This is a genomic window from Paracoccus tibetensis (assembly GCF_900102505.1).
Lineage (GTDB): Bacteria > Pseudomonadota > Alphaproteobacteria > Rhodobacterales > Rhodobacteraceae > Paracoccus > Paracoccus tibetensis.
In genome coordinates this window covers 289,761-314,168 of the sequence record NZ_FMVT01000005.1, presented here as the reverse complement: position 1 = coordinate 314,168, position 24,408 = coordinate 289,761, and the positions used below count along the sequence as shown (strand labels likewise).

16 protein-coding genes are annotated in these 24,408 nt (G+C 70.5%); 6 read left to right on the top strand and 10 right to left on the bottom strand.

The annotated features are described in order from the left end of the window. Window positions 1-149 precede the first annotated feature (149 nt). Together BLP73_RS09340 and BLP73_RS09335 are read right to left on the bottom strand one after the other, a co-directional pair. A complete protein-coding gene (locus BLP73_RS09340; protein ID WP_090742984.1) occupies window positions 150-377 on the bottom strand; it encodes a hypothetical protein in 228 nt (75 codons plus the stop codon). 462 nt (window positions 378-839) lie between these two features. Beyond that, a complete protein-coding gene (locus tag BLP73_RS09335; RefSeq protein WP_090742981.1) occupies window positions 840-1,736 on the bottom strand; it encodes a transglutaminase family protein in 897 nt (298 codons plus the stop codon). Between the two features lie 98 nt (window positions 1,737-1,834). Between BLP73_RS09335 and BLP73_RS09330 the strand changes: the two genes are divergently transcribed. Together BLP73_RS09330 and BLP73_RS19925 are read left to right on the top strand one after the other, a co-directional pair. Continuing rightward, complete coding sequence (locus tag BLP73_RS09330) at window positions 1,835-2,725, top strand: transglutaminase-like domain-containing protein (RefSeq protein WP_090742978.1); 891 nt, start codon at window positions 1,835-1,837, stop codon at window positions 2,723-2,725. A 171-nt stretch (window positions 2,726-2,896) separates the two neighbouring features. Continuing rightward, the gene (locus BLP73_RS19925) at window positions 2,897-3,025 is read left to right on the top strand and encodes a hypothetical protein (RefSeq protein WP_281179925.1); all 129 of its coding nucleotides are present in this window, start codon (window positions 2,897-2,899) and stop codon (window positions 3,023-3,025) included. Window positions 3,026-3,307: 282 nt separating this feature from the next. Here BLP73_RS19925 and BLP73_RS09325 read toward each other — a convergent pair whose 3' ends face one another. Then, the gene (locus BLP73_RS09325; protein ID WP_090742975.1) at window positions 3,308-4,225 is read right to left on the bottom strand and encodes a calcium/sodium antiporter; all 918 of its coding nucleotides are present in this window, start codon (window positions 4,223-4,225) and stop codon (window positions 3,308-3,310) included. 418 nt (window positions 4,226-4,643) lie between these two features. Continuing rightward, entirely contained in the window at window positions 4,644-5,555 is a 912-nt protein-coding gene (locus tag BLP73_RS09320; protein ID WP_090742972.1) for a LysR family transcriptional regulator, read from the bottom strand. 95 nt (window positions 5,556-5,650) lie between these two features. Here BLP73_RS09320 and BLP73_RS09315 point away from each other — a divergent pair, with 95 nt between their 5' ends. Both BLP73_RS09315 and BLP73_RS09310 read left to right on the top strand, forming a co-directional pair. Beyond that, the gene (locus tag BLP73_RS09315) at window positions 5,651-5,971 is read left to right on the top strand and encodes a nuclear transport factor 2 family protein (RefSeq protein ID WP_090742969.1); all 321 of its coding nucleotides are present in this window, start codon (window positions 5,651-5,653) and stop codon (window positions 5,969-5,971) included. Between the two features lie 184 nt (window positions 5,972-6,155). Then, window positions 6,156-6,482: a DUF1330 domain-containing protein gene (locus BLP73_RS09310; RefSeq protein WP_090742966.1), complete on the top strand. Its 327-nt coding sequence runs from the start codon at window positions 6,156-6,158 to the stop codon at window positions 6,480-6,482. 132 nt (window positions 6,483-6,614) lie between these two features. Here the strand turns inward: BLP73_RS09310 and BLP73_RS09305 are convergent, their stop codons facing one another. Together BLP73_RS09305 and BLP73_RS09300 are read right to left on the bottom strand one after the other, a co-directional pair. After that, window positions 6,615-7,886, bottom strand: a complete 1,272-nt coding sequence (locus BLP73_RS09305; protein ID WP_090742962.1) for a glycosyltransferase family 4 protein — start codon at window positions 7,884-7,886, stop codon at window positions 6,615-6,617. Window positions 7,887-8,006: 120 nt separating this feature from the next. Next, entirely contained in the window at window positions 8,007-8,966 is a 960-nt protein-coding gene (locus BLP73_RS09300) for a hypothetical protein (protein WP_090742960.1), read from the bottom strand. Between the two features lie 143 nt (window positions 8,967-9,109). Between BLP73_RS09300 and BLP73_RS09295 the strand changes: the two genes are divergently transcribed. Continuing rightward, window positions 9,110-10,045, top strand: a complete 936-nt coding sequence (locus tag BLP73_RS09295) for a hypothetical protein (protein ID WP_090742957.1) — start codon at window positions 9,110-9,112, stop codon at window positions 10,043-10,045. Here the strand turns inward: BLP73_RS09295 and BLP73_RS09290 are convergent. From BLP73_RS09290 to BLP73_RS09275, 4 genes are read right to left on the bottom strand one after another with little or no spacing between them, the layout of a single operon-like run. Then, a complete protein-coding gene (locus tag BLP73_RS09290; protein WP_139165922.1) occupies window positions 10,027-10,692 on the bottom strand; it encodes a 4'-phosphopantetheinyl transferase family protein in 666 nt (221 codons plus the stop codon). The genes BLP73_RS09295 and BLP73_RS09290 overlap by 19 nt on opposite strands. Further along, window positions 10,689-15,338 carry a MupA/Atu3671 family FMN-dependent luciferase-like monooxygenase gene (locus BLP73_RS09285; protein ID WP_090742951.1) on the bottom strand — a complete coding sequence of 1,550 codons (4,650 nt, stop codon included), beginning with the start codon at window positions 15,336-15,338 and terminating at the stop codon, window positions 10,689-10,691. Before BLP73_RS09285 ends, BLP73_RS09290 begins: the two co-directional genes overlap by 4 nt. Further along, window positions 15,325-16,314, bottom strand: coding sequence for a glycosyltransferase (locus BLP73_RS09280; protein ID WP_090742947.1), 990 nt, complete (start codon window positions 16,312-16,314; stop codon window positions 15,325-15,327). The genes BLP73_RS09285 and BLP73_RS09280 overlap by 14 nt, the downstream gene beginning before the upstream one ends. Beyond that, complete coding sequence (locus BLP73_RS09275) at window positions 16,311-22,709, bottom strand: type I polyketide synthase (RefSeq protein WP_090742944.1); 6,399 nt, start codon at window positions 22,707-22,709, stop codon at window positions 16,311-16,313. The genes BLP73_RS09280 and BLP73_RS09275 overlap by 4 nt, the downstream gene beginning before the upstream one ends. Window positions 22,710-22,893: 184 nt before the next feature. Between BLP73_RS09275 and BLP73_RS09270 the strand changes: the two genes are divergently transcribed. Continuing rightward, window positions 22,894-24,300, top strand: a complete 1,407-nt coding sequence (locus BLP73_RS09270) for a hypothetical protein (protein WP_090742941.1) — start codon at window positions 22,894-22,896, stop codon at window positions 24,298-24,300. Window positions 24,301-24,408 lie beyond the last annotated feature (108 nt).

The following is a 24,408-nucleotide window of genomic DNA, read 5'->3' as shown; positions in this document are numbered from 1 at the left end:
CCGCAATCCAGCTAATGGCATCAATCTTCGTTATTTGAAAGTGAGAACCGCCAGTCTCGGAAGATGTTGATGCCTATTTCGACATAGCCTTGGCAACGATGCTCCTGACTGGCTGCGCATGCGCTCGTCCAGCCCCGGGAAGTCCGCATCTACTTTGGCTTCTTTGCGCGCTTCGCTGCCGGCTTGCTTGCACTTTCGGCCTTGCTCTGCGCGTCCCTTGCCAGACGCGCCGCGCGAAGCTTGGAGGTCTTTTCTTCTGCTGCTGCCTTCGTCGCATCGATCTCGTCGAACGCTCGGTCACGAGCGGTGCGGGGAGACTGCGTCTTGCCGAAGGCGTCCTCTGCCTGTTGACGCTGGCGGCTGTTGCTCTCGCTCATTGTGGTGTTTTCCGTATAAGTTCACGAGGATTTAGTGTCGATCCAGTCGGCTTGCGCTGCTCGGACCAAGGCAGGACGACATCATGCTCACGGCCCTCATAGGCACCCGGCGATCAAGCCGATGGCGCATGAAGACGGCCGTCGCGAGATGGAGAAGCGGCGGTATCGCCATTGCCTCACGCGGGCGAGTCGAATTGCACAGGCGCCGCAGTCCTGCGGTCCAACCTTTGGCTTCGTCCGCAATCCACTGCAGCGCGGGGACCTCCAATGGGCCCGCAAGACAGCCTGGCCGGCAGCTTATACATGGGGTCGCAGGCCCGCCATTAACACCATGTCGGCCAGTCTTTCGCCCGAAGCACCGCACGGCCCGCGGCCGAAGAGCCGAGGCTAGATCTTGCTCCACAAACCATCATCAGTCCAGACCTTGAACCACCGGCGTGGAAGGGAGTGACAGAGAACATTTCAGTCTTCCCTGGACACGGCGACCTGAACGTCCATTCCGAGGGGACGAGCGCCTGTGGCCGCGTAGGTCCCGACCAGGGGCAAGGCCTGCGCGGCCGTGCGTGTAGCGGCGATGCGGATGAGGTTCCTTCCCGCGATGATCCGGTTCGTCGGATCGAACTCGACCCAACCCACGCCCGGCACGAAGACGTCCGCCCATGCATGGGTCGCTCCGCCGCCTGAGACGGCTTCAGATGTGGCGGTGGGCGTCACGCGGCCAAGGTCGGTTGCCGGATCATAGAGATAGCCGGTGACGAAACGCGCGGCAAAGCCCAGGGTGCGCGCGGCCTCGATAAAGAGAACCGCCAGGTCGCGGCATGTGCCGCTGCCGAGTCGGATCGTCTCTGCCGGGGACTGCACGCCCTGTTCATCTCGACGGCCATAGGTGAAACCCTCGTGGATGGCCTGCACCAGGTTGTCCAGAAGCGCCATCGTCTCGGCCGGGTGAACGGGCAGGGCAGCGGCCAGCCAGCTCTGCAGACTCGCGCGAGCAGACCGGGGGCCGCGCAGCAGCATCGGCGCAAGATCTACCCGCTCATCCCGGCCGTAGCGGAACGGATAGGGCCCCGCATGCAAGGCCAGGCGCGTGGCCGGCTCATCATAGCCATAGCGGCGCACCGTCAGCTCGCTGGCGATCACAAGTTCATCGGCGGGTCTTGGGAACGTCAGCAGCGCTACCGAGTTTCCAAAGGTGTCGAACTCCCATCGCACGGTGGGAGCGGGCGACACTGCCAAGCTCGACGTCAGAAGCCGCATGTCGTGTCCGTCCCGCGGACGCATCATCAGGCGGTGCACACCGAAGCTTACCGGCCGGTCATAGAAGTATCGAGTCCGGTGCCGGACGCTGAACGTCGTCACCTGGTCTGGTCGATCTGCATGGATTGTTCCAGTTCTCTCAGAGGCCGCACCCGAGCGCTACCCGAACCCCATCATCGCCCCTTGTAAGGAGGCACGCAATGCTCATCCGCTTCGGCTTTGAAATCGGCATCAACGCCCCGACCCCGGTCCCGCTGATCCTTGCGCTGTCACCGCACTCCTCGGTCCCCGGCCGCATCCTCGGCGCGAACAAGATCCTGACCGAACCAGCGATGCCCGTCGAAGAGTTCATCGACCCGTTCGGCAACCGCCGGGCACGGCTGGTCCTGGTGCCTGGACGCTCGCGGCTGTGGTCGGATGACGTGATAGAGCTTGACGGGCAGCCCGATGTCTTCAACTGGAACGCCCGCCAGCACGAGATCGCCCATCTGCCGCCCGAGACGCTCCCTTTCCTCACGGCCAGCCGCTACTGCGATTCCGATCTTCTGACGCAGCAGGCCTGGGATCTCTTCGGATCGACGCAGCCTGGCTGGGCGCGGGTGCAGGCCATCAGCAATTACGTCCACAACCACTTGACCTTCGGCTACAAGTTCGGCCGCCCCACCAAGACGGCATCTCACGCTATGTCCGAGGCGACGGGCGTGTGCAGGGACTTCGCGCATCTAGCGATCACGCTCTGCCGCGCGATGAACATCCCGGCCCGCTATGCCAGCGGCTATCTAGGAGATGTCGGCGTTCCGCCATCCGGCCCCGGCGACTTCTGCGCCTGGTTCGAGGCTTATCTCGAGGATCGCTGGTACACCTTCGACGCCCGGTACAACACGCCGAGGATCGGGCGCGTCCTGATGGTGCGCGGCCGGGACGCGGCGGATGGCGCCATGATCACCTCGTTCGGCCGCTACACGCTGGAAACGTTCAGGGTCTGGACGGACGAGCTTCCAGATGAGGCGGACGAGGCGGCGGTGCTGACCCGGCTCGCGCGGCTGCCGGACGCACCGGCACTTACCCTTGCCATGGCCGGCACGTCCTGAGCAGGCTCATGCGGCGGATGCTGGCCCCTGATCCGGGAAGATCCGGGGCGGGGTCCGCTGACCTCCCGTCCCCCGCCATGCCGGCATCCGCCGATTTCCCTATCTATACCCTGCGAAAGGTCTAAGCTGCCGAGTCCGTCGAACCTTCGACGGCTTTACAGGAGCCAGACCATGGCCAAGGGCATGAACAAACGTAAACGCGACGAGAAGAAGCCCAAGAAGGAAAAGCCGAAGACCAACGCCTCCGCACCCAGCACCAAAGACGTCGTGTCCAATGCGGTCGCGCGGGCGCAGAAGTGAGCCACCCCTTCCAGGCGCATGCCTCACATGATGCGCATCTCGCCGAAGATGCGCGGGACTCCGAGGCGATTGCCGCAACCTGCGTGGAGCTGGGGATGACCCTCGTTCAAGCGACAGGTTTCGCTGAGCGCAGCATCGAGAACAGGCGCAAGCTGCGGCCGTGACCGGCCAGCGCCCTGTCGGGCGTCAAGCGAATGGCCGCCGCTCCGCGCAAGACGGGCGGCGGCGGAGGACCGGACGGCCCTCCGATGAGCTACCCCCGACCAGCCGGCACAGGCTGCGTCAGCCCTGAGCGACCCACAGATAGGCTGCGTAGCCCAGCAGCAGCATGACGCCCGAGCCTCGGCCGATGCGCGGCCGCAGAAGCAGCATTCCCGTCAGCAGCGCCGAGGCGGCAATCATCACCGGCAGGTCGAGGGCCAGGAACCGTCCGGCCACTGGAACGGGCGCGATCAGCGCAGTCGCGCCAAGGATGCCAAGCACGTTGAAGATGTTCGAGCCGACAATGTTGCCGATGGCGATCTCGGACTGGCGGCGGAAGGCGGCGACGAGCGAGGTGGCCAGTTCCGGAAGGGAGGTGCCGATCGCGACGATGGTCAGGCCGATGAAGGCCTCGGAGATGCCATGGCCCCGCGCGATGGTCACCGCGCTGTCGACCAGGAAACGCGCACCCAGCATCAGGGCGACAAGCCCAACTGCAACCCAGATCAAGGATCGCCACAGCGGCGGGAGTGGCGCCTGCAACTCGTCGGGTGCCTCGGCGCCCGGCTGGCGGTAGGCCCAGATCAGGTAGCCGACAAGACACGTGACGAGCAGCGCGCCGGCGCTAGGTCCGACCGTGCCCAGCCAGAACAAGGGCACCAGCGCCACGGCCGCAGCCACCATCACGGCGGTGTCGCGCTTCAGGGTGCCGCCCGACACGGCAATGGGCCACACCAGCGCGGACAGCCCCACGATCAACAGGATGTTGCCGATGTTCGAGCCGACGACATTGCCGATGGCGATGTCGGGCGAGCCACGCAGGGCCGCGTCGACCGAGACCAGAAGCTCCGGCGTCGAGGTGCCGAAGCCGACAACCGTCAGCCCGATGATCAACGGCGGGATCGCCAGCCGCCGCGCGATGCCGACAGAGCCTCGCACCAGCGCCTCTCCACCGAGGAAGAGGCCGGCGAGGCCGATGGTCAGGAGTATCCATTCCATGTCAGCACCCGGCGAAGACTGTGGCCGGGCGCGGGCGGCGAAGGAAGGTCAGTTCAGGTCGCATGAGATATCCGATCCAGCTGGCGCATGCCGTCACTGGTCGCAGGGGGCCAGCATCGAGCACGCTCGATGCGGTCCGACATCGCAACACCATGTTGCCAGAGGGGCCCGGCCCGCGACTGGAAGATGGAGCGGGGGGCCGAGCGATACAAGATGCTGATGAAGCTAATATGGGGCGTCGTCTCGAGGCGCGTCACCCCCTTGGCAGCAGGTGCCGAGGCTCGATCCTAGGGGCCGCAGCAGGACGTCCGGGCGTCAGCCTTTCCGCTAGAACGGACGTTCAGGGGGTCGAGGACTGGACCCGTGTTCCGCGCCTCTGACGCTGTCGCCACATCCATGACAGTGGCCGTCCCCGCGCTCAGTTGTTGTCCTCCACACCCTGGCCAGCCCCTTCTCGCACCATTGCGAGAAACGCCTTGAACCCCGCCGACGGGTTGCGTCTGCCGGGGTAGTACAGGCTGAAGCCCGGCCTGGGCGGAGTCCAGTCCTCCAGCAGGCGGACCAGCCGACCGGCGGCGATGTCATCTGCCACGTCCTGCTCGATGAAGAACCCGATGCCGGCGCCGTCCAGCACGGCGGCGCGGGCGATGGCGGCCTCGTCGATGGTCAGGCGGCCTTGCGCCTCGACCTGGACCGTCTCGCCGGCGCGGTCGAATGACCAGCGGAACAGCGCGCCGTTCGGCAGGCGCACGCGGATGCACTGGTGCAACGGCAGATCGGCCGGGGTCAGGGGTGTGCCATGAGCTGCCAGCCAGGCGGGCGATGCGACCACGGCATGGCGCTGCGGCTTTCCCAGGGGGAGCGCGATCATGTCGCGAGGCACCAGCTCGGCAGGGCGGAGGCCCAGGTCGAACCCCTCGGCCACGATGTCGACCAGCCGCCCCTCGGTCACCAGGTCCACCTGCATCTGCGGAAAACGGCGAAGGAAGGCCAGGACCAGCGGCGCGATCTCGCGTCCCGCCTGCACCGAGGCGTTGATCCGCAGCAGGCCCGAGGGCGTCAGCCGTTGCGACTGCACCATCTCCATCGCCCCGCGGATCTCGGCGACGGCGGGGGAGATGCGCGCGACGAAGGCGCGGCCGGCATCGCTCAGCGACACGCTGCGGGTGGTGCGGTTGAACAAGCGCACGCCGAGGCTGGCCTCCAGCCGCGCGATGCTATGCGACAGCGCGGTGGTCGACATGCCCAGATCCAGCGCCGCCGCCCGGAACGATCCGCGCCGGGCGATGGCCAGCACCGCCTCCAACCGCGTCAGCCCCTGATCCGTCATCCCGATCCTGTCACCGAAAGATGCTGCTTTATCCTGATTATCCGCATGCCGGTCCAGCGCTATGTTGATCCTATCCGTAGCGAAAGGACCTAGACATGCAGCTGCCCCGCCCCATCCAAACCTATTTCACCGCCCGCGCGCCGCAGGACGGCAACGCCCTTGCCGCCGTCTTCGGCCCGACTGCCGTTGTCCATGACGAAGGCCAGGTCCATCGCGGTTCTCAGGCGATCCGCGCGTGGTGGCTGGCCGCCAAGGCCAAATACCGCCACCACGCCGAGCCGATCAACATCGCGCAGACCGGCGACAAGACGGTCGTTCGGGCAATCGTGACCGGCGACTTTCCCGGCAGCCCCGCCGTGCTGAGCTTCACCTTCGGGCTGGAGGGTGACCGCATCTCCGGTTTGGAGATCGGATGATGCCGGTTGCCCGACGCTGAGAGGCAAGCGCGCTGATCGCCGGCGGAACGCAGGGCGCGAGCGCGGCCACCATCACGAGAGGCGGACAGTCGGGCAGGGCTATGCCGTTCGGCAGGGTGATGGATTGCCCGGGAATAGATGATGCCGCTATGCTGCCGGCAGATTGTCTGTGGGAGGGCGAGACATGACTGCATTCCTGATTGCCGAGGTGAAGGTCACGGACGACGCGTGGGTGCCGGATTATGCTGCAAAGGTTCATGAGATCGCTGCAAAGCATGGCGGGCGCTACCTGTCCCGGAGCGGCAATATCGAGACGCTGGAGGGCAGTGCGACGGACGAAACACTGATCGCGCTGATCCAGTTTCCCGATCGCGCCTCGGCTCATGCCTTCGCCAAGGATCCGGAATACGCCCCTTTCGGACAGGCGCGGAAGGACGGCTCGGTGAGCCATTTCCGGGTGATCGACGACAGCGACATTGCAGGTGCCATTCCCTACCTGCCAAAGCCGTGACCTCAAGCGTGGCTGGAACCACTGCCAGTCACGTGTTTCACTCAGCGGCTGCTTGAAGTCCGCGTCGATCCAGACGGCACGATCCGCCGGCGCCGGAGTGGCAGGCTGTTCCTGATCGAGAACGCGCGAGGCTCACGTCGGCACCATCAGCGCACGGTACATCTCGACCAACTGCGCGGCCTTGTTGTCCCAGGTGAAGCTTTCCGTGACCCGCCGCCGGGCTGCGGCAGCCATGGGGACCAGCGGTGTGCGGTCTTGTGCCAGTGCCTCGAGCTGCCGGGCCAAGGCAGCGATGATCTCGGGGCGGGTGCCGAGGGGGATCATGCGGCCCGTCTCCGGCGTCACCAGATCGGCGGGGCCGGCATAATCGACCACCAGCGGGACGACGCCAAGCGCCATCGCCTCCAGCACCACGCCGCCGCCGAATTCGCGGATCGAGGGGAAGGTCAGCAGATGCGCCTGCACGAGCACCTGCTGCACCTCGTGATGGGGCAGCTTGCCGTGGAAGCGGACCGCCTCGGTGACGCCAAGCTCGGCCGCCAGCGCCTCCAGCGCGCCGCGCATGGGGCCCTCGCCGACGATGTCCAGCACAAGCCGGCCGTCGCGCAGAAGGGGCGCCGCCGCCGTCAGCAGCATGTCCGGCCCCTTGTAGGGCACGAGCCGGCCGAGGAAGCAGCCGCGCAGCGGACCGTCCGGGGATTGCGCCGCCGTCAGGTTGAAGCGGGACGGGTCGATGCCGTTCTCGGGCAGCAGCCGGACCTTGTGCTGGTGACGGGCCGGGATCTCGCTGGCCGTGTGGCGCGAGCCGGCAAGGATCAGGCTGGCGGCGCGCAGCATCCGGCGATGTGCCGGGTTCAGCCGGTAGGCGTCGCGGATGTAGGACAGCCATTCACGCTCGCGCCGCCGCTCGCTGTCGAAGCCCTTGGGCCAGGGAACGCCGCCGTTGAGCGGGCCGAGGACGAAGGGAACGCCCGCCGCCGCGACCTTGGGCGCCAGCGACGAGGCGATGGTCGGCGAAAGCGGCGTGATGCGATGGACGATGTCGAACTCGCCGGCCTTGATGCGGGCGCCGAACTGGCGCCAGACCTGGCGCTCGAAATAGGGATAGGCCAGCGCCGAGATGGCGGTGACCATGGTCCAGCCCTTCCCCTCGCCCATGCGCAGGAGGCTGGCGAGGCGGTAGAGGGGCGCGGCAACCGCCTCGCTGTCGATGGCGGTGAAGTCCTGCCCCTCGATCAGGCCCGCGCGCAGGAAGGCGTCGCGGTTGCGGGTCTGGGTGACGATATGGACATCGGCATGCGCGCGCAGGGCCGAGGCCATGGACCAGCCGACCAGCGGGACCGAGACCCATTCCGGGTTGGCCGCTTCGGCGATTGCGAGGACTCGGGGACGCGTTGCTGTCATGTTGTTGTTACTCGGAAAAATGGCGACACGGGCCTTTCTTGCGCATAAGCCGGCCGGACCTGCAAGCCGAGCCGGTTCAGTCGCCGGCGGGAATCCTGCCCTGCCTGCGAAGCGGCGGGATCATGCCAGCCGATCGGGCGCGACCCCCGTCTGCGGCAGGCGCTGGACGATGTCGCGGACGATCTCCTGGACGCGGCGGGCGGCTTCCGGCTCCAGGGCATCGGCCGGGCTGCCGTCGGCGCGCGTCAGCTGATGCGGCAGGCCGACGGGGCTGCGCTGGTAGATCACCGCGTCATGCGCCAGCGCGACGACATAAGCCCCGAGGTCGTTGATGTGGATCATGTCCACGCCGCCCGCATCGTCGCGGGCAAAGAGGTCCTCGCGCGAGGTGAGGCCCGGCAGCTCGCCGGCCTCGGCCGCACGGGCGACCGCCGCTATCGCCTGGCCCCCCGGGATCAGGTAGATCGTGCCCGTCGCGCCGGCGGCCTCGGCGGGGGCGATGAGACGGCCCAGCCAGTTCTCGTCCAGGTCGGCCTCGATCCGCTCGAGCCAGCCATCCGCATCGTCCAGCCGGTGCCATGTCTCGTAAAGATAGACCCGCAGCTGCGGATTGCCCTCGCGGGCCAGCGCGACCCATCGGGCCAGGTAGTCGGAGCTGTCGAAGTAGCGGATCGCGTCGCGGATCTCGACCATCTCGGTCAGCACCAGCGTGTCGAAGCCGCCCGACGCCAAGGCCTCGCGGGCCGGGGCGGGGCTGAGACCGGGGCTGGCGTGCAGCTCGTAGCCGGCAAGCGCCTCGCCCTCCTCCCAATGCGCCTTGAGGGGCGTGCCCCAGCCCAGCTGGCTGGCATAGGCGTGACCGCCCAGCTGCGCCAGCATCGCCGGCATGTTCGGTCCGACAAGGCTGTGGCCGAGGTGGAAGACCGCGCGGACGTCGGCCGGGGGCGCCAGCACCGGGCGCGGCGCCAAAACCAGGCTGTCCGGCATCCGGTTGCCGCGCTGGCGGCGCCAGCCGAAGGCCGCTGCGGCCGCGCCGCCCGCGGCAAGAAGAAGTCCCCCGATGGCCAGTCGTCGATTCATGTCCCGCACCCTTCCGCAGTTCGTGCAGACATGTAGCAAGAATCAAAAGGCGGTTCACCCCGTCCGAAACGACAGCTGCGAATCCCCTTGATCGTCCGGCCCGACCGGACAAGACTCCGCGCCACGCAAAAAAGGGGACAGGCATGAGCAGAACCAGGATCGACCAAACGCGCTGGCGGCTCGGGCGCCGCGCCTTCCTCGGCGCCGCCGCTGCGGCCGCGCTTCTGGCGCCGGGCCTTCGGGCCGAGGCGGCCGACGGGACCGACGACATCTTCGCCCTGCGCGTCATCCAGTCGGGCCATTCCCTGACCGATCCGATCGTGCCGATGCTGAACGCCTTCCTGACCGGCCTCGGGATGCCGGCCTCGCGCCCGCTGCCCATCACCAAGTCGACCATTCCCGGCAGCCCGATGCAGATCCGGTGGGAGGACGGGCTGGATCCGGCGGATGCGGACGCGCGGCGCGACATTGCCGATTACGACGTGCTGGTCGTGACCGAGCGGGTGTCATTGGCAAACACGCTGCCGTGGCACGATTCCGAAGGCTATGCCCTGCGCTACTTCGAGAACAGCTGGAGCCGGGGGCGCGGCGGCGAAGGTGCCGAGACGATCCTCTACGCCTCGTGGATCGACGTCGCCAGCGGCCCCGATGCCGAGAACCTGTTCAACGATCCCGAGGCGCATGTCCCCTTCCGCGAGCGCCTGCCGCTGGAGATGGCGCGCTGGCAGCAGATCGCCGACCATGTGAACGCGAACCGTCCCGAGGGCTCGTCGCCCATGCTCGTCATTCCGGGCCCGCTGATCATGGCCGCCGTCTATGATGCCATCGCGGCGGGGGAGGCGCCGGGGCTGACGCGGATCGAGGATCTCTTCAGCGACAACATCCACATCAACGAGACCGGGGCCTACCTCATCGCGCTGGCCCATTTCGGCGTGATCTACAACCGCGACCCGCGCATGGTGCCCGCGCGCATCGGGGGCATGGGACCGCTCGACGCGGCGACGGCTGACTGGATGAAGGAGCTGGTGCACGAGGTGCTGCTGGACTATCCCGATGCCGGCTATACCGGCGGCAGCTGAGCCGTCCGCGCCGGCAAGGCTCGGGCCTCGGCCGCGCCGATCACCAGCACCGTCGCAAAAAGCCCCTCTGCCAGCGTCCAGCGGCCGTGGAGGGTCGCCCTGCCAAGCGTCAGCGTGAAACCCTGCGGCGCAAGGCGCAGCGCGACCTCGGTGTAGTCCAGCCAGAGGCCGGTCAGCGGGAATTGCGCCTTGAAGGCGGCCTCCTTGGCGCTGAAGATCAGCTTGGCCGCCAGCGCAGGCGGCAGCACGCCGCCATCGTCGTCACCCGGCGCGCGCACCAGCCCGGCAAGCTCCTCCTCCAGCGGCAGCGCCGGCTCGAGGTCGAGGCCAAGCGACGGCCAGTCGCTTTTGCGCGCCGCCAGCGCCGCGGCAAGGGTGCCGCCATGGCTGATGCTGCCGCAGATGCCGGCCGGCCAGAGCGGCGCCCGATCCGGTCCGACGGGCAGGGACGCCGCGGGCAGACCCGCGTCCCGAAGGGCGACTCGGGCGGCGGCGCGGCCGGCGGCGAACTCGCGCTGCCGGGCCGGCACGGCGCGCCGCACCGCCTCGGCCTCGCCCGGCCAGAGCGGCGGGGCGGGGACGTCCAGCGGCTGCAACCCCAGACCCACCCCCGCCGGTAGCAGCGCCCTCAGGGCGCCGCCAATCACTGCGTCGTGCCTTGCGGCCTCAGCCTGGCGCGCAGTGCCCGCCGCTCGGCCATCAGGTCGCGGGCGGGTCCGGCCGAGGCCGGCTCGGCCGTGGGGGCAGGCGCTTCCGGCGAGGCGACGGCCGGTGCCGGTGCGGGTGCGGGTGCCGCAGGCTGGCGGTCGCGGCCCAGATGGGCGGCCAGATCGCGCATCACCGGGAAGCGGAAGATGTCCGTGATCGAGCTGCGGGTGACGCCCAATTCGTCGCGGATCGTGCGGTGCAGCTGCACGGCCAGCAGCGAATGGCCGCCCAGCTCGAAGAAGTTGTCGCCCGGCTGCACCGCCGGCAGCCCGAGGATGCGCGCCATGACCTGACCGATGCGGTCCTGCAGATCGCCTGCCGCGGCCGGCGCCGCCGGTGCAGGGGCGGCCGGCGCAGGTGCGGCGGCCTTCGGAGCAGGCGCAGCTGCGGGCTTGGCCGGCGCGGTCCGCGGCACCACCGCCGGATCGCCCGCGGCCAGCGCCTTGCGGTCGATCTTGCGGTTGGGCGTCAGCGGCATCGCCTGGAGGACCGTGATCCGCAGCGGCACCATGAAATCCGGCAGATCCCGCGACAGCGCCGTGCGCAGCGCCGTACCGTCCAGGTTCTCGCCGGTCACGAAGCCGGCCAGCTGCCGCTCGCCTGCGCCCTGCGCCTGCGCGACCACGGCGACTTCGCGGACGCCGGGGAGGCGGGCGAGGCGGGCCTCGATCTCGCCCAGCTCGATCCGGTAGCCGCGCAGCTTCACCTGCTGGTCCACCCGGCCGAGGAAGCGCAGCCGCCCCGTGCTGTCCCACCGGCAGAGATCGCCCGTGCGGTAGCGCCGCCCCTCCGGCCGCTCGGGGAAGGCCGTGGCGGTCTGGGCTTCGCGCTGCCAGTAGCCGCGGGTGACACCCGCGCCGCCGATCCACAGCTCTCCGGCGATGCCGTCCGCGACGGGCTGGCCTGCCGCGTCGCGCAGCTCGAGGCTGGTGCCGGCGATGGGATCGCCCAGCCAGACATCCTCGCCGCTGGTGCCAAGATCGGCCACCGCCGACCAGATCGTCGTCTCGGTCGGGCCGTACATGTTCAGCACCCGCGCCCCGCTTGCCGCCCGCAGGTCCGCCAGCAGGCCCGGGCTCAGCGCCTCGCCGCCGAGGGCGACGAGCTTCAACTGTGCCAGCGCCGCGCGCGAGGGCGCGTCCTCCAGCAGCAGCCGCGCCATCGACGGCGTCGCCTGCAGGTGCGTCACGCCGTGGCGCCGGATCTGCGCGGCGATGCCGTAATCGCCCGTCTCCTGCACGAGGGGGTTCACCCGGTCATGCAGCGCGGCCAGCCGCTCCAGCCCCTCCAGCACCATGTCCGAGGGGATGCCGTAGTCGATGAGGCAGGCGATCTCGCCCACGCCGATGGCGCGCAGCGCGCGGATCCGTTCCTCGGCCTCGTCCACCGTGCCGAAGAGGCCGCTGTCGTTGAAGTAGCGCAGGAAGGCGAATTCGAGGATTCCCTCCAGCTCGTCCTCGGAGAGGGTGGACAGGTCGATGGCCATCGGGTCGGTAACGCCCGCGGGCTTCTTGAAGGCCGGGAACGCCCAGGCATATTGCTTGACCAGCCCGGCCGCGGCCCGCAGGTAGTCCTTCATCGGCTCGCGCGCGGCCTCCATCGCCGCCTCGCGCGTGTCGGCCAGGTAGCTGTGCAGCATCAGCGTGACGGTGAAGTGGGCCGGGTCATGGCCCGCCTCGCGCAGCGCGGCGTGATAGTCGGGGATGCGCGCCTTGATGTCGTCGATGCTCTGGCCCAGCAGGTGGGTCAGCACGTTCGCGCCCAGCTTGCCGGCCTCGCGCCAGGTCTGCGGGTTGCCGGCGGTCGTGACCCAGACCGGCAGCTCGGCCGAGACCGGGCGCGGCTGCGTGACGACCTTGTGGATCGAGCCGTCGCCGCGCGGAAAGCCCACCGCCTCGCCCTTCCAGAGCCGGCGCACCTGGTCGATCGCGTCCAGCATCGCCGGCTTGTTGGCGGGCGGCGTGTTCCCCGGGCGCAGCACGAAGTCGTCGGGCTGCCAGCCCGAGGCGAAGGCGATGCCGGCCCGGCCATTGGTGAGGTTGTCGATCACCGCCCATTCCTCGGCGATGCGGGCCGGGTGGTGCAGCGGCGCGACGCAGGAGCCCGCGCGCACCCCGATGCCGGGCGCGACGGCCGCCACGGCGGCGCCGGTGACCGAGGGGTTGGGATAGGGGCCGCCGAAGGCGTGGAAGTGCCGCTCGGGCGTCCAGACTGCGGCGAAGCCGTGGCGCGCGGCAAGTTTCGCGCCCTCCAGCAGCATCTCGTATTTCCGCGGCCCGGCGCCGTCGTCATTGCCCCAGTAGTAGAGCGACATCTGCGTGCCCTGCCGACGGGCCGGGCCTGCGGCGGCTTCGGCCTCGTCGCTGGCGAGAAGATCGCCGGCGATGACGACCTTCCAGCCGCGCGTGAGCGTCCAGAAGATCTCCAGCACCGAGATGTCGAAGGAGAGGCTGGTGACCGCCAGCCAGGTCTGCGGCTCGGGGCTGGCGAGCGAGCGGTCCATGCCGGCGAAGAAGTTGATGACGTTGCGATGCTCGACCATGACGCCCTTGGGCGTGCCCGTCGAGCCGGAGGTGTAGATGAGATAGGCCAGGTCGCTGCCGGAGGCGGCACGCGGCTCGGCCTCGGGTCCGGCGGCGTCCAGCATCAGCAGCCGCGCGCCATGCGCGGGCAGGCGGGCGGCGATGGCCGGATCGGCCAGCACCACCTGCGCGCCGCTGTCGCTGACGTAATGGGCCAGCCGCTCAGCCGGGTAGTCCGGGTCCAGCGGCACATAGGCGCCCCCGGCCTTGAGGATCGCCAGCGCGCCGATGACCAGCCCCAGCCCGCGCCGGGCAAAGAGGCCGACCGAATCGCCGGGGCCGACGCCCATCGCGGCAAGCTGCCGCGCCAGCCGTCCCGCCCGCGCGTCGAGCTGGGCGTAGCTGAGGCTCTCGTCGCGGAAGACCAGGGCCGTCGCATCGGGGCGGGCGGCGGCTGCGGCGGCGAAGGCCTCGTGGATGGTCGCGGGGGCGCCCTCGCCGGGCCCCTCGTCGTTCCGGGCGACGCGCGGGTTCTGGCCGTCCGCAAGCGTCGGCGCCTCGGCCAGCGGCAGGGCGGGATCGGCGGCGGCGAGCGCCTCGGCGATGCGGGTCAGCGCGGTGACGGCGCCTTCCGGAAGGCGCGCGCGGTCCCACCACAGCGCCACCTCGGCCTCGGGCGTCTCGGGCAGCGACAGGCAGAGCGCGGCGCCTGCGGGGGCGTCGGCCGGATCGGCGGCCAGCGCGAGGCCGGGCACGCCCGGCCGCGACAGTTCGGGCGCGCGCGCCACGAGGTCGGCCATGATCGGCCCCCGCGCGGCGGCGGCGGCCAGATCGCGCGCCAGCGTCTCGGCCAAGGCGGCCAGCGTCTCGCCCTCGGTCTCGACCGAGAGGGGCTGGAAGCCCAGCAGGTGCGGGCGGGCGACGGCAGGCAGCGGCGGGGAAAGGGCGATGTCGAAGGCGCCGGACCCGGTCATCCGGGCAAGGGCGCCGGTCACCGCGGCCAGGATCTGCCCCGGCGCCTGCGGGCGCGGCAGGACGATCCGGGCGCGCGTCCAGTCGGACGCGGCCTTGGGCGCCGCGGCCTCGGGGATCACCAGCGGCGCCAGCCGGGCGAGGCGGGCGCGCCAGTGCGTCTCGTCCTTGCCGGCGCGGCGGATGGTCTCGTCCAGCGCAGGCTCGCGCGGCGGCGCCGGGATCACGTCGCCGGCGGTCAGGCCATGCGGGCAGGGCTGGCCGTCTTGGCCGGTCAAGCCGCCCAGTTCCAGAGCGCCGCCGGCGCAGGCGATCAGCAGCCGGTCCTCGCCGGCCTCCAGCACGGTGCCGGGCGCGGCGCCTTCCGCCCCGGCGGGACGGGCCGCGGGCTCGGCCATGCCCACCAGCAGCACCTTGCCGGCAGGGGTCAGCAGGCGCGGGCGCAGCATGGGGTTCCAGTAGGGGCCGTGATCCAGCGCGCGCACCAGCCGCGCCTGGCTTTCGGCGTCGCGGGTCAGGTCCAGCATGCCGGCGGCGGCGGGGCGGTCGGCGCGCATGTGCTGGCGCAGCGGGGCGTGAGGCTGCGGCTGGCCGGCGTCGCGGCCCTGCTCAAGCATCTCGATCAGGTCGGGCAGGCTGCGCTGCGCGGCCTCCCAGCAGCGGGCGTTCAGCGTCAGCGCGGTGTCGTCCGCCGCCACCGGCACCGGCACGCGCAGCAGGACCGGACCCTCGTCCACCCCGCCCGCGATGCGGTGCCAGGTGATCGCGTGCTCGGCCGCGCCGTCCAGCAGCGCCCAGACCGGCGCGTTGAGGCCCGCCCGCTCGGGCAGGGGGCCGTCGTGGAAGTTCACCGCGCCGCGCCAGGCAAGCGCCAGCACCGCGTCCGGCACCAGATGCAGGTTCGCCACCGACAGCAGGTAGTCGCAGGCCGCCGGCTCGCCCACGGGCAGGCCCTGCGCCCGCGCGGCCGCGGCCAGGGCGGGGTCGCGGACCGTGAAGGAGGTCAGGCTGTGGCCGCGCCCGACGATGATGCGGGCCGCTTCCAGCGCCAGCGAGGCGTTGCCGATCAGCGCGAATTCAAGCCTGTTCACGATGCGTCTCCGGTCGGAAGATCTTTCTGGGCCGTGCGGGGGTCAGGGCGTGGCGCAGCACCGCGCGCGCCTGACCGCGGGGAAACTCGGGATCGGGCCGGCCGAAAAGCGAGCGCAGCCGCCGGATGCCGAGCCCGGCGATATGCGCCGCCGCCGCGCCGAGCGCATAGAGCCGGCCGTGATTCGTGCGGTAGTAATGCTCGCGCGAGGCGAACCAGTAATCCGGCGGCAGCGACCATTCCTTCATGCCCGTGCTGACCGAGCCGATATGCACGATCCGCGCGTCGGGCAGGTAATGCGTCGGCCATCCCGCCCGCGCCGCCCGCAGGCAGAGGTCGGTTTCCTCGTAGTAGAGGAAATAGGACTCGTCGAAGCCGCCGATCGCCTTGAGCACGTCGAAGCGGATCATCAGCGAGGCGCCGACCACCCAGTCCACCGCCTGCGCCCGCTCGGGCTTGGGCATGGTGATGACGCTGCCCGACAGGAGCTTGGTGATCGGGCCGGTCCGTGCAGTATCCTCCAGCTCGCCCGCGATGGTGGGGAAGCGGAAATGGGTGTTGTGGTGGTGGCCGTCCTCGCCCGTCACGCTGCAGCCCAGAAGGCCGACATGCGGATTCGCGTCCATGTAGTCGCGCATCTTGCGGATCATGTCGCGGGCGGCGAAGGCGTCCGAGTTCAGGACCAGCACGTAGTCCACCGGCTCGGCCAGGCGTGCGGCGATGGCGGCGTTGTTGCCGGCGCCGAAGCCGCCGTTCCAGCCCGATTGCAGCACCTTGAGGCGCCCGCCCTCCAGCCAGCCATGGCTTTCGGCATGGGCCTGCATCGTCTCATAGCTGCCGTCGCCGCTGTCGTTGTCGATCAGCGAGACGGTGCCGAGCAGGCCCTGCAGCGCCGCCAGCGCCGCCTCGGCCGACTTCAGCGTCATCTCGGCGCTGCGCCAGTTCAGGATGACGACATGGACCGCGCCGCCCGTCATTCGGCCGCCCTCGGCAGGGCGGCGGCGGCGGCGTGATGCCCGTCCGCCGCAGACAGGGTTTCGCGCATTCTGGCCGCGAGCACGCGGACACAAGGTTCCAGCACCATCGAATCGTGATCTCCCGGCACTTCGGCCACTTGAAGCTGCGGCAGCCAGGGCGACCACAGGTTGTCCTCGTAAACATACTCGCGCGCGCCGCTGACATACTGCCCGCCCGACACCTTGAAGCGCCGGTCGAGCCGCGGGCGGTACAGCGTCACCGGCCCGTCCCAGACCTTCATCTGGTAGCGCGGCAGCGCGCCGACGAAGGCGGCATGTATCGCGGCGTTGTGGAAGCTGCCAGCCCCCGCCTCGGCCGCGCCGCCGCGGCGCAGGCGCCGATAGGCGATCTTGTCGCGCAGCCAGCGCGGGAAGAAGCCCGGCCCTTCGGCCCGGATCTCTGCGGCGCGGATCATGAGGCGATCCTTGCGCGTCAGCACCGGCCGCATCGGCACGGGCGTGTCCAGCATCACCAGCTGCGCGACAGCGGCGCCCGCCTCCTCGAGCTGGCGCGCGATCTCCAGCGCGGTCAGCCCGCCGCCCGAGAAACCCGCGACGAGATACGGCCCCTCGGGCTGGACCTGCCGCATCTCGGCGATGCAGCTGGCGGCCGCCTCGGCCAAGGTCTCGTGCGGGGGCGCGTCTCCAAAGAGGCCGCGCGCCTGAAGCCCCCAGACCGGCCGGTCGTCCGACAGCCGCTGCGCCAGCGACCGCAGGTTCAGCACGTTGCCGAACATGCCGGCCACGATGAAGAGCGGACGCCCGCCCCCGGCCGCGCCCTGGCTCATCGGCACCAGATGCGTGAAGCCCGCGCCCTGCGCCGCCGGGACCGCCGCCTTGCCGCTGCTGGCAGGCGCCGCCGCCGTCGCACCGGCCTGCGGCCCGATCCGCGCTTCGATCAGCGCGGCGAGGGCAGCGACGTTCGGCGCCTCGAACAGGGTCGCCAGCGGCAGCTCCAGCCCATAGGCCTTGCGGATCATCGCGAACAGCCGGACGGCGATCAGCGAATGACCCCCCAGATCGAAGAACCCGTCCGCCGTGCCCACCTGCTCGACGCCCAGAAGGTCGCGGAAGAAGCCGGCGAGGCTGCGCTCGAGGTCGTTGGCCGGCTCGACGAAGTCGCTCTCGAGATCGGGGCGCTCGAAGCGCTGGCCCGCCCCCGGCTCCTTGGCGCGGCTGGCGCGGGTCTCGCGCGCGATCAGGTCGGGCAGATCGAGGCTGGAGACGACCAGCTGCGGCCGCCCGGACTGAAGCGCGCGTTCCAGAAGCTCGGGCCCCAGGTCGGGCGGGATGCCCTGCGCGACGGTCTGCGCCAGCCGGCTTTCGCCATCGCGGCGCGCCGCGGCCTTGCCCGGACCGCGCGGCGCAAGCTGCGCCGAGGGGGCAGTGGTCAGGCGGCGGATGGTCAGCCCCTCGACCTCGGCCAGGATGGTGCCGTCGGGCGCGGCCAGCGTCACGTCGAAGCTGGCATAGCCGCCCTGATCGCCCACCAGCCGCACATGGCTGACGATCCGCGCCGGCAGCGGCGCATGGACCGTCAGCGCGCGGTAAGACAGCGGCACCCACAGCTGGCTGCGGTCATAGTCGCGGATCAGCGCCATCGCCCACCCGGTCGCGATGTCCATCAGCGCCGGGTGCAGGATGAAGCCGGCGTCCAGGTCGCCCCGGACGTTCTCGGGCAGGGCCAGCTCAGCCAGGCCCGAGGGGACAGTGCCCTGCCGGTCCAGCCAGGTCGCGCGCAGCACGCGCCAGCGCGGCCCGAAGGCCATCTGCGCCTCCTGCGCCGATTCGAGGCCATGCCCCGTCGGCGCGCGGTCCACCTGCATCCCGGCGCGCAGGACGGCGATGTCCAGCGGGGCCGCGGCACGGTCGGCCGAGGTGACGCGGCCCTCGGCAACGGGCACGGGGCCCTCGCCGAAGTCGGCCTCCAGCGTGAAGGCGGTGGCATCCTCGCCGGGGCTGAGGGTGACGCGGAAGTCGCGGCTGCTCCCCGGCTCGACGATCAGCGGATCGAGGAAGGTCAGGTCGCGCAGCGTGAAGGGCAGGCTGCGGCCCGCAGCCTCCAGCGCCTCGGCGGCCAGCTCGATCGTGCCGGTGCCGGGCAGCAGCGCCACGCCGTCGCGGGTGCGGTGCTCGGCGATGATCCAGTCGCTCGCGGCCAGCGTGCCGACGAAGCGCGACCGGCCGTCCTCCTCGACCCGCGCGGTCAGCAGGGGTTGCGGCACCGGAACGGGCGCGGGCGCGTCGCGCCGGCCCGAGAGCGCGTCGGCGGCCATGCCGATCTCGGCCCAGACCCCCCAGTTGACCGAGGTCACGCGCCCGAAGGCCGCGATGCCCGCCGCCGCGACCGCGTTCAGGTATTCGTTCGCGGCGACGTAATCGACCTGCCCCGCCGCCCCGATCTCGGTCGAGGTCGAGGAGAAGAGCACCGTCCGCCGCAGCGGCGCGTCCTTGAAGGCCAGCTCCAGGTTGCGCAGCCCGTGGACCTTGGGCGCCAGCACGTCCTCGATCTGGGCGCTGGACTTGGCCAGGATCGGGGCGTCCGCGACGATCCCCGCCGCGTGGATCAGGTCGGTGACGGTGCCAAGCCTGCCCCGCACCTCGCGCACGGCGCGGCCGAGGGCGGCGGCATCGGTCACGTCGGCCACGACCAGCTCGATCCGGGCGCCCGCGGCGCGCAGCTCGCGCAGCGCGGCCAGCTGGCGCGACAGGCGGTGGCCCGGATCGGCGGCAATGCGGGCGTCCCATTCCGATTCCTCGGGCAGGGGGCGGCGGGTCAGCAGCGCCACGGCGGCGCCGCGCGTCACCGCGATCCAGCGCGCCAGGCTCAGCGCGATGCCGCCAAGCCCGCCCGTGATCAGGACGACGTCGCCCGGGCCGAAGGCCGGCATGGCGGCATCGGCGGCGGGCAGTTCGACCGGGGCGATGTGGCGCGCATGGCGGCGGCCCTTGCGCCAGGCGGCGCGGGCGGGCGGCGCGGGGTCCATCAGGTCCTCGATCAGCCGCGCGGCGCTGGCCTCGGTCTCGGCGCTGCCGCGGGGGCGCGGGATGTCGATGCTGCGGGCCTTCAGCCACGGAAACTCGCGTGGGCCGACGGCCAGCGGGCCGAGGATCATCGCCTTCTCGGGCGCCTCCAGAGGCTCGCCCGCCACCGATGCCGCGCCCGAGGTCACCGCAACCAGCTCGACCGGGCGCTCGCCGCCCTCGTTCGCCAGCGCGCGGATCAGGTGCAGCGCGGTGTTGAAGCCCTGCTCGACATGGCGATGGAACGGGCTGAACCCCGCGCGCGCGCCCTCGACGCTGGCGTCCGGGACCAGCCAGAAGCTGACGATGCGCGAGGGCATCCGGTTCTGCGCGACGAGCGCGGCGATCAGCAGCTCGAAATCGCCGGCGCCGTTCTCGGGCGCGACGATGAAGGCATCCTCGCCCGTCTGCGCGAAGCAGTCGCCCGGCCGCAGCTCGATCACCTCGTGACCGGCCGCCCGCAGCTGGCGGGCCGTCGCATCCGCAAGCCCGCCGGCATCGGCCAGGACCAGCCAGCGCTCGGGCGCGGCGCTGACGGGGCGCCCCCCGGCGTCCAGTTCGACATCCGGGGCCGACAGGCGCCACGCGGGACGCCAACCCCAGCCCTCGGGGTCGGGCAGGCGCAGCGGCGGATCGTCCGGCGAGGCCGAGACGCTGCCGGCGCTGGCCGGCTCGATGAAGTAGCGCTTGCGCTGGAAGGCATAGCCCGGCAGCGGCACGCGCCGCCGCCCCTCGCCCCAGATGGGCGACCAGTCCAGCGGCAGGCCCGCCGCCCAGAGCCGCGCGAAGGCGAGAAGGAAGAAGGCGTCATCCTCGATCTTCTGCTCGGGATGGCGCAGGGCGCTGACGACGCGGTCCGGCACGGCGCCGTTGGCCTGCGCCAGCGCCGACATCGCGCGGCCCGGCCCGACCTCGAGGCAGAGCCGCCCCGGCTCGGCCAGCAGCGTGGCCATGCAGCCGGCGAAATCGACCTGGTGGCGCAGATGCGCGGTCCAGTAGGCCGGGTCCGTCGCCTCGGCATCGGTCATCCAGGTGCCCGACCGGTTCGACAGCAGCGGGATCTGCGGCGGGCTGAGGCGGATCTGACGCAGGAACGCCTCGAACTCGGGCAGGATCGGGTCGAGCATGCGCGAATGGGCGGCGATGTCGATGGCGATGCGCTGGCACTCGATGCCCCGCTCGGCCAGGCGCTGGTGCAGCGCCTCGATCTGGGCGCGCGGCCCCGACGCGACCGACAGGCTGGGCGCGTTGCGCACGCCGAGATCCAGCTGGTCCAGCCCGGCCTCGCGGATCTCCTGCTCCAGCCCCTCGGCGGGAAGCTGGACGCTGAGCATCCCCCCCGGCGCCACGCGGTCGAACAGGCGCCCGCGCAGCTCGACCAGCCGGATGCAGTCTTCGAAGCCCATCACGCCGGCAAGGCAGGCGGCGGTGTTCTCGCCCATCGAGTGTCCGGCCAGCGCCTCGGGCTCGGCGCCCCAGCTGATCCATAGCTGCGCCAGCGCGTATTCGACGATCATCAGCAGCGGCAGCTGGACCGAGGGGCGGGTCAGCGCCTCGGTCGCGGCGGCCTCCTCGCCCGGCTCGGGCAGCCACAGCGCGCGCGGATCGCGCCCCGTCAGCCCCTCGAGGACGGCGAGGCCGCGGTCCATCCAGTCGCGGAAGACCGGCTCGGTTTCGTAGAGCCCGCGCGCCATGTGGATGGACTGCGCGCCGCCGCCCGGAAACAGGAAGGCCAGCTTGGGCGCGGCGGGACTGGCGTCATGGTTGAAGACCCGGCGCGGATCGGCACGCTCCAGCTGGTCGGCCGCGTCCGCGGCGTCGGCGGCGACCAGCACGCGGCGCTTGTCGAAGACCTTGCGGCCCTGTTGCAGGGTGAAGCCGACATCGGCGAGATTGGCGTCCGGGTTCTGCCGCAGCCAAGCGGCCAGCGCGGCGGCGTTGGCGTCAAGCGCGGCGCGGCTGCGCCCCGAGACGACGAGCGGCTGCACCGGCCAGTCCGACGGCTCCGAGGCAGGCTGCACCGGCGCGGCCTCCAGCACGGCATGGGCGTTCGTGCCGCCGACGCCGAGAGAGTTCACTGCCGCGCGCGCCGGGCGGTCCGCGTGCCGGGGCAGGGGGGTGCGGGCGGCGATCACATGGAAGGGCGTGCCCTCGAAGTCGATGACCGGGTTCGGCGCCTCGAAGTTCAGGCTTGGCGGCACCTCGCCGTGATGCAGCGACAGGGCGACCTTGATGAGGCCCGCCGTGCCCGCCGCCGTGTCGGTGTGTCCGATGTTCGTCTTGACCGAGCCGATGCCGGTGCGCCCGCCGCCGCTGCCGAGCGCGAAGGCCTCGGTCAGGGCGGCGACCTCGATCGGGTCGCCGAGCCGGGTGCCGGTGCCGTGGCATTCGACATAGTCGATGGTGGCGGCGTCCACGCCGGCGACCAGATGCGCCTCGGCGATGGCGGCGGCCTGCCCCTCGACCGAGGGGGCGAGGTAGCCGGCCTTGCCCGAGCCGTCGTTGTTGATCGCGCTGCCCTTGATCACCGCCCAGATGTGATCGCCGTCCGCGATGGCGTCCGACAGGCGCCGCAGCAGCACCACCGCCGCGCCGCTGCCGAAGACCGTGCCCTCGCTGCGATGGTCGAAGGCGCGGCAATGCCCGTCCGGAGAGAGAATTTCGTTCGCCTTGTAGAGATAGCCGCGGCCCTGCGGCAGCTCGATGGTGACGCCCCCGGCCAGCGCCGCGTCGCAATCGCCCGCGTTCAGCGCCTGGCAGGCCGCATGCACCGCGACCAGCGAGGTCGAGCAGGCGGTCTGCACCGAGACGCTGGGGCCGCGCAGGTCGAAGATGTGGCTGGCACGGGTGGAGAGGAAGTCCTTGTCGTTGCCGGTGTGGCGCAGCAGGAACATCCCCGTCTCCTCGACGAGGTCGCGGTTCGAGCAGATGTTGACCGAGAAGTAGCTGCCCATGCCGCAACCTGCCCAGACCCCGACCGCGCCGAGATTGTCCGGCCGGTGGCCCGCATCCTCGATCGCGTGCCAGCAGGCTTCCAGGAACTTGCGGTGCTGGGGGTCCATCACCGCCGCGTCCTTGGGGCTGAGACCGAAGAACTCGGCGTCGAACTGGTCGTAGCCATCGAGGACGGCGGCGCGTGCGACATAGTCGGGATGACCGCTGCGCGCGGCGCTTTCGCCCGCGGCTGCCAGCTCGTCCGGAGTCAGGTCGCGAATCGATTCGACCCCGTCGCGCAGGTTGTCCCAGAACTGCCGGGCATCCGAGGCGCCGGGCAGGTCCAGCCCGATGCCGACAACGGCGATGTCATGCGAACTGTCTGTGGTGCCGGACACTGTGAAACCTCCTGCTGCTGCCGCTCTCGCACGGGTGGCGGGGCGGCGACACCTTTACTCGTACAAAAAATTCATATTGATCGTTTACACCCAGATGCCGTTCTAGACTACTACTCAGCCTTAGCGATAGTAGTGCTGCATCCGGAACGACAAGAACACCAGACGTGATTAAAAAGGACCGGAATTGGGCAACACGCTCTCGACGCTCGCGCTTCTCGTCTGGCCCGTGGTCGTCGCCCTGCTGTTCTCGCGCCTCGACTACCGCCGCGCGGCGATCTGGTCCCTTGTCGCGGGCTACCTGCTGCTGCCGCCCGTGGTGACGGTGAAGGCGCCGATCCTGCCAGGCTTGGGCAAGGATCACATCAACGTCATGGCGGCCCTGGTCGGTGTGGTGGTGATGCGGGCGACCGCGCCGATGCCTTGGCTTCGGATGGAGGGCTGGATCAAGCTGCTCCTCGCGATCGCGGTCATCACGCCCTTCATCACCGTCGCAACCAACGGCGCTCCGATCGTTGAGGGCGTGTCCTTCCGGCCCGGCCTCTCGATGATCGACGCGCTCTACGCGCTGTTCTACACGCTGCTGGACCTCGTGCCGTTCCTGATCGGCTACATGATCCTGTCCTCGACGGACTCGGTCCGCCTCTACATGCGGACGCTGGTCCTGGCGACGCTGGCCTATTCGCTGCCCATGCTGCTCGAGGTGCGGCTGAGCCCGCAGCTGAACGTCTGGATCTACGGCTTCTTCGCCCATGATTTCAGCCAGTCGATGCGCTACGGCGGCTTCCGCCCGATGGTCTTCCTCGAGCACGGGCTGTGGGTGGCGCTGTTCACCGTCACGGGCGTTCTTTCCGCGGCCGTCGCCTACAAGGAAGCCGACGGCCCAAGGCGGCTGCGGGCCATGTGGGTGCTGCTCTATCTTCTGGTCGTCCTGGTGATGTGCAAGAGCGCGGCCTCGCTGATGTACGGCGTGATGCTGGTGCCGGTGATCCTGATGATGGGCGTGCGCTGGCAGATGCGGCTCGCGGGGATCGTGACCACGCTGGTGCTGCTCTACCCCTTCGCGATGTGGGCCGGCCTGGTGCCGGTGACCGCCATCAGCGACTACATCATCGGCCTCGACGCGGAGCGGGGCCAGTCGCTTCTCTTCCGGTTCGAGAACGAGCTGGTCCTGCTCGAACGCGCCTCGCAGAAATTCCTGGCGGGCTGGGGAAGCTGGAACCGCCATCATGTCGTCGACCCGTTCGACGGCAGGATTCGCACGATCACCGACGGCCAGTGGATCATCTATGTCAGCACGGGCGGCTTCTTGACCTATATCGCGATGTTCGGGCTGCTCTGCGGCTCGGTCATCCGCGTCTGGCGCCATACGGTGGTCACCGGCCACTTCGATCGCTGGACGGTGGGGATGACGCTGATCGTCGCGGCGAACCTGGTCGACCTGATCCCTAACGCGACGCTCACGCCAGTGACATGGCTGGCGGCGGGCGCGCTGGCGGGCTTGGCGGCGCGCGGCGTCACCGTCGACGCCGCTGCGCCACAGCCGGCCGGCCGGCCCGCGCCCATGGCGACCTTCAGGCCCATCATCGGCTGAGACGAGTTTGGCACAGGGCGCAAGTCGGGCGGCCGGCCCGCCAGTTCGGGCATTGCCTGGCACGGGGAAGTGCATCAAATGCGCCATGACTGCCGCGAGAGGGACAAG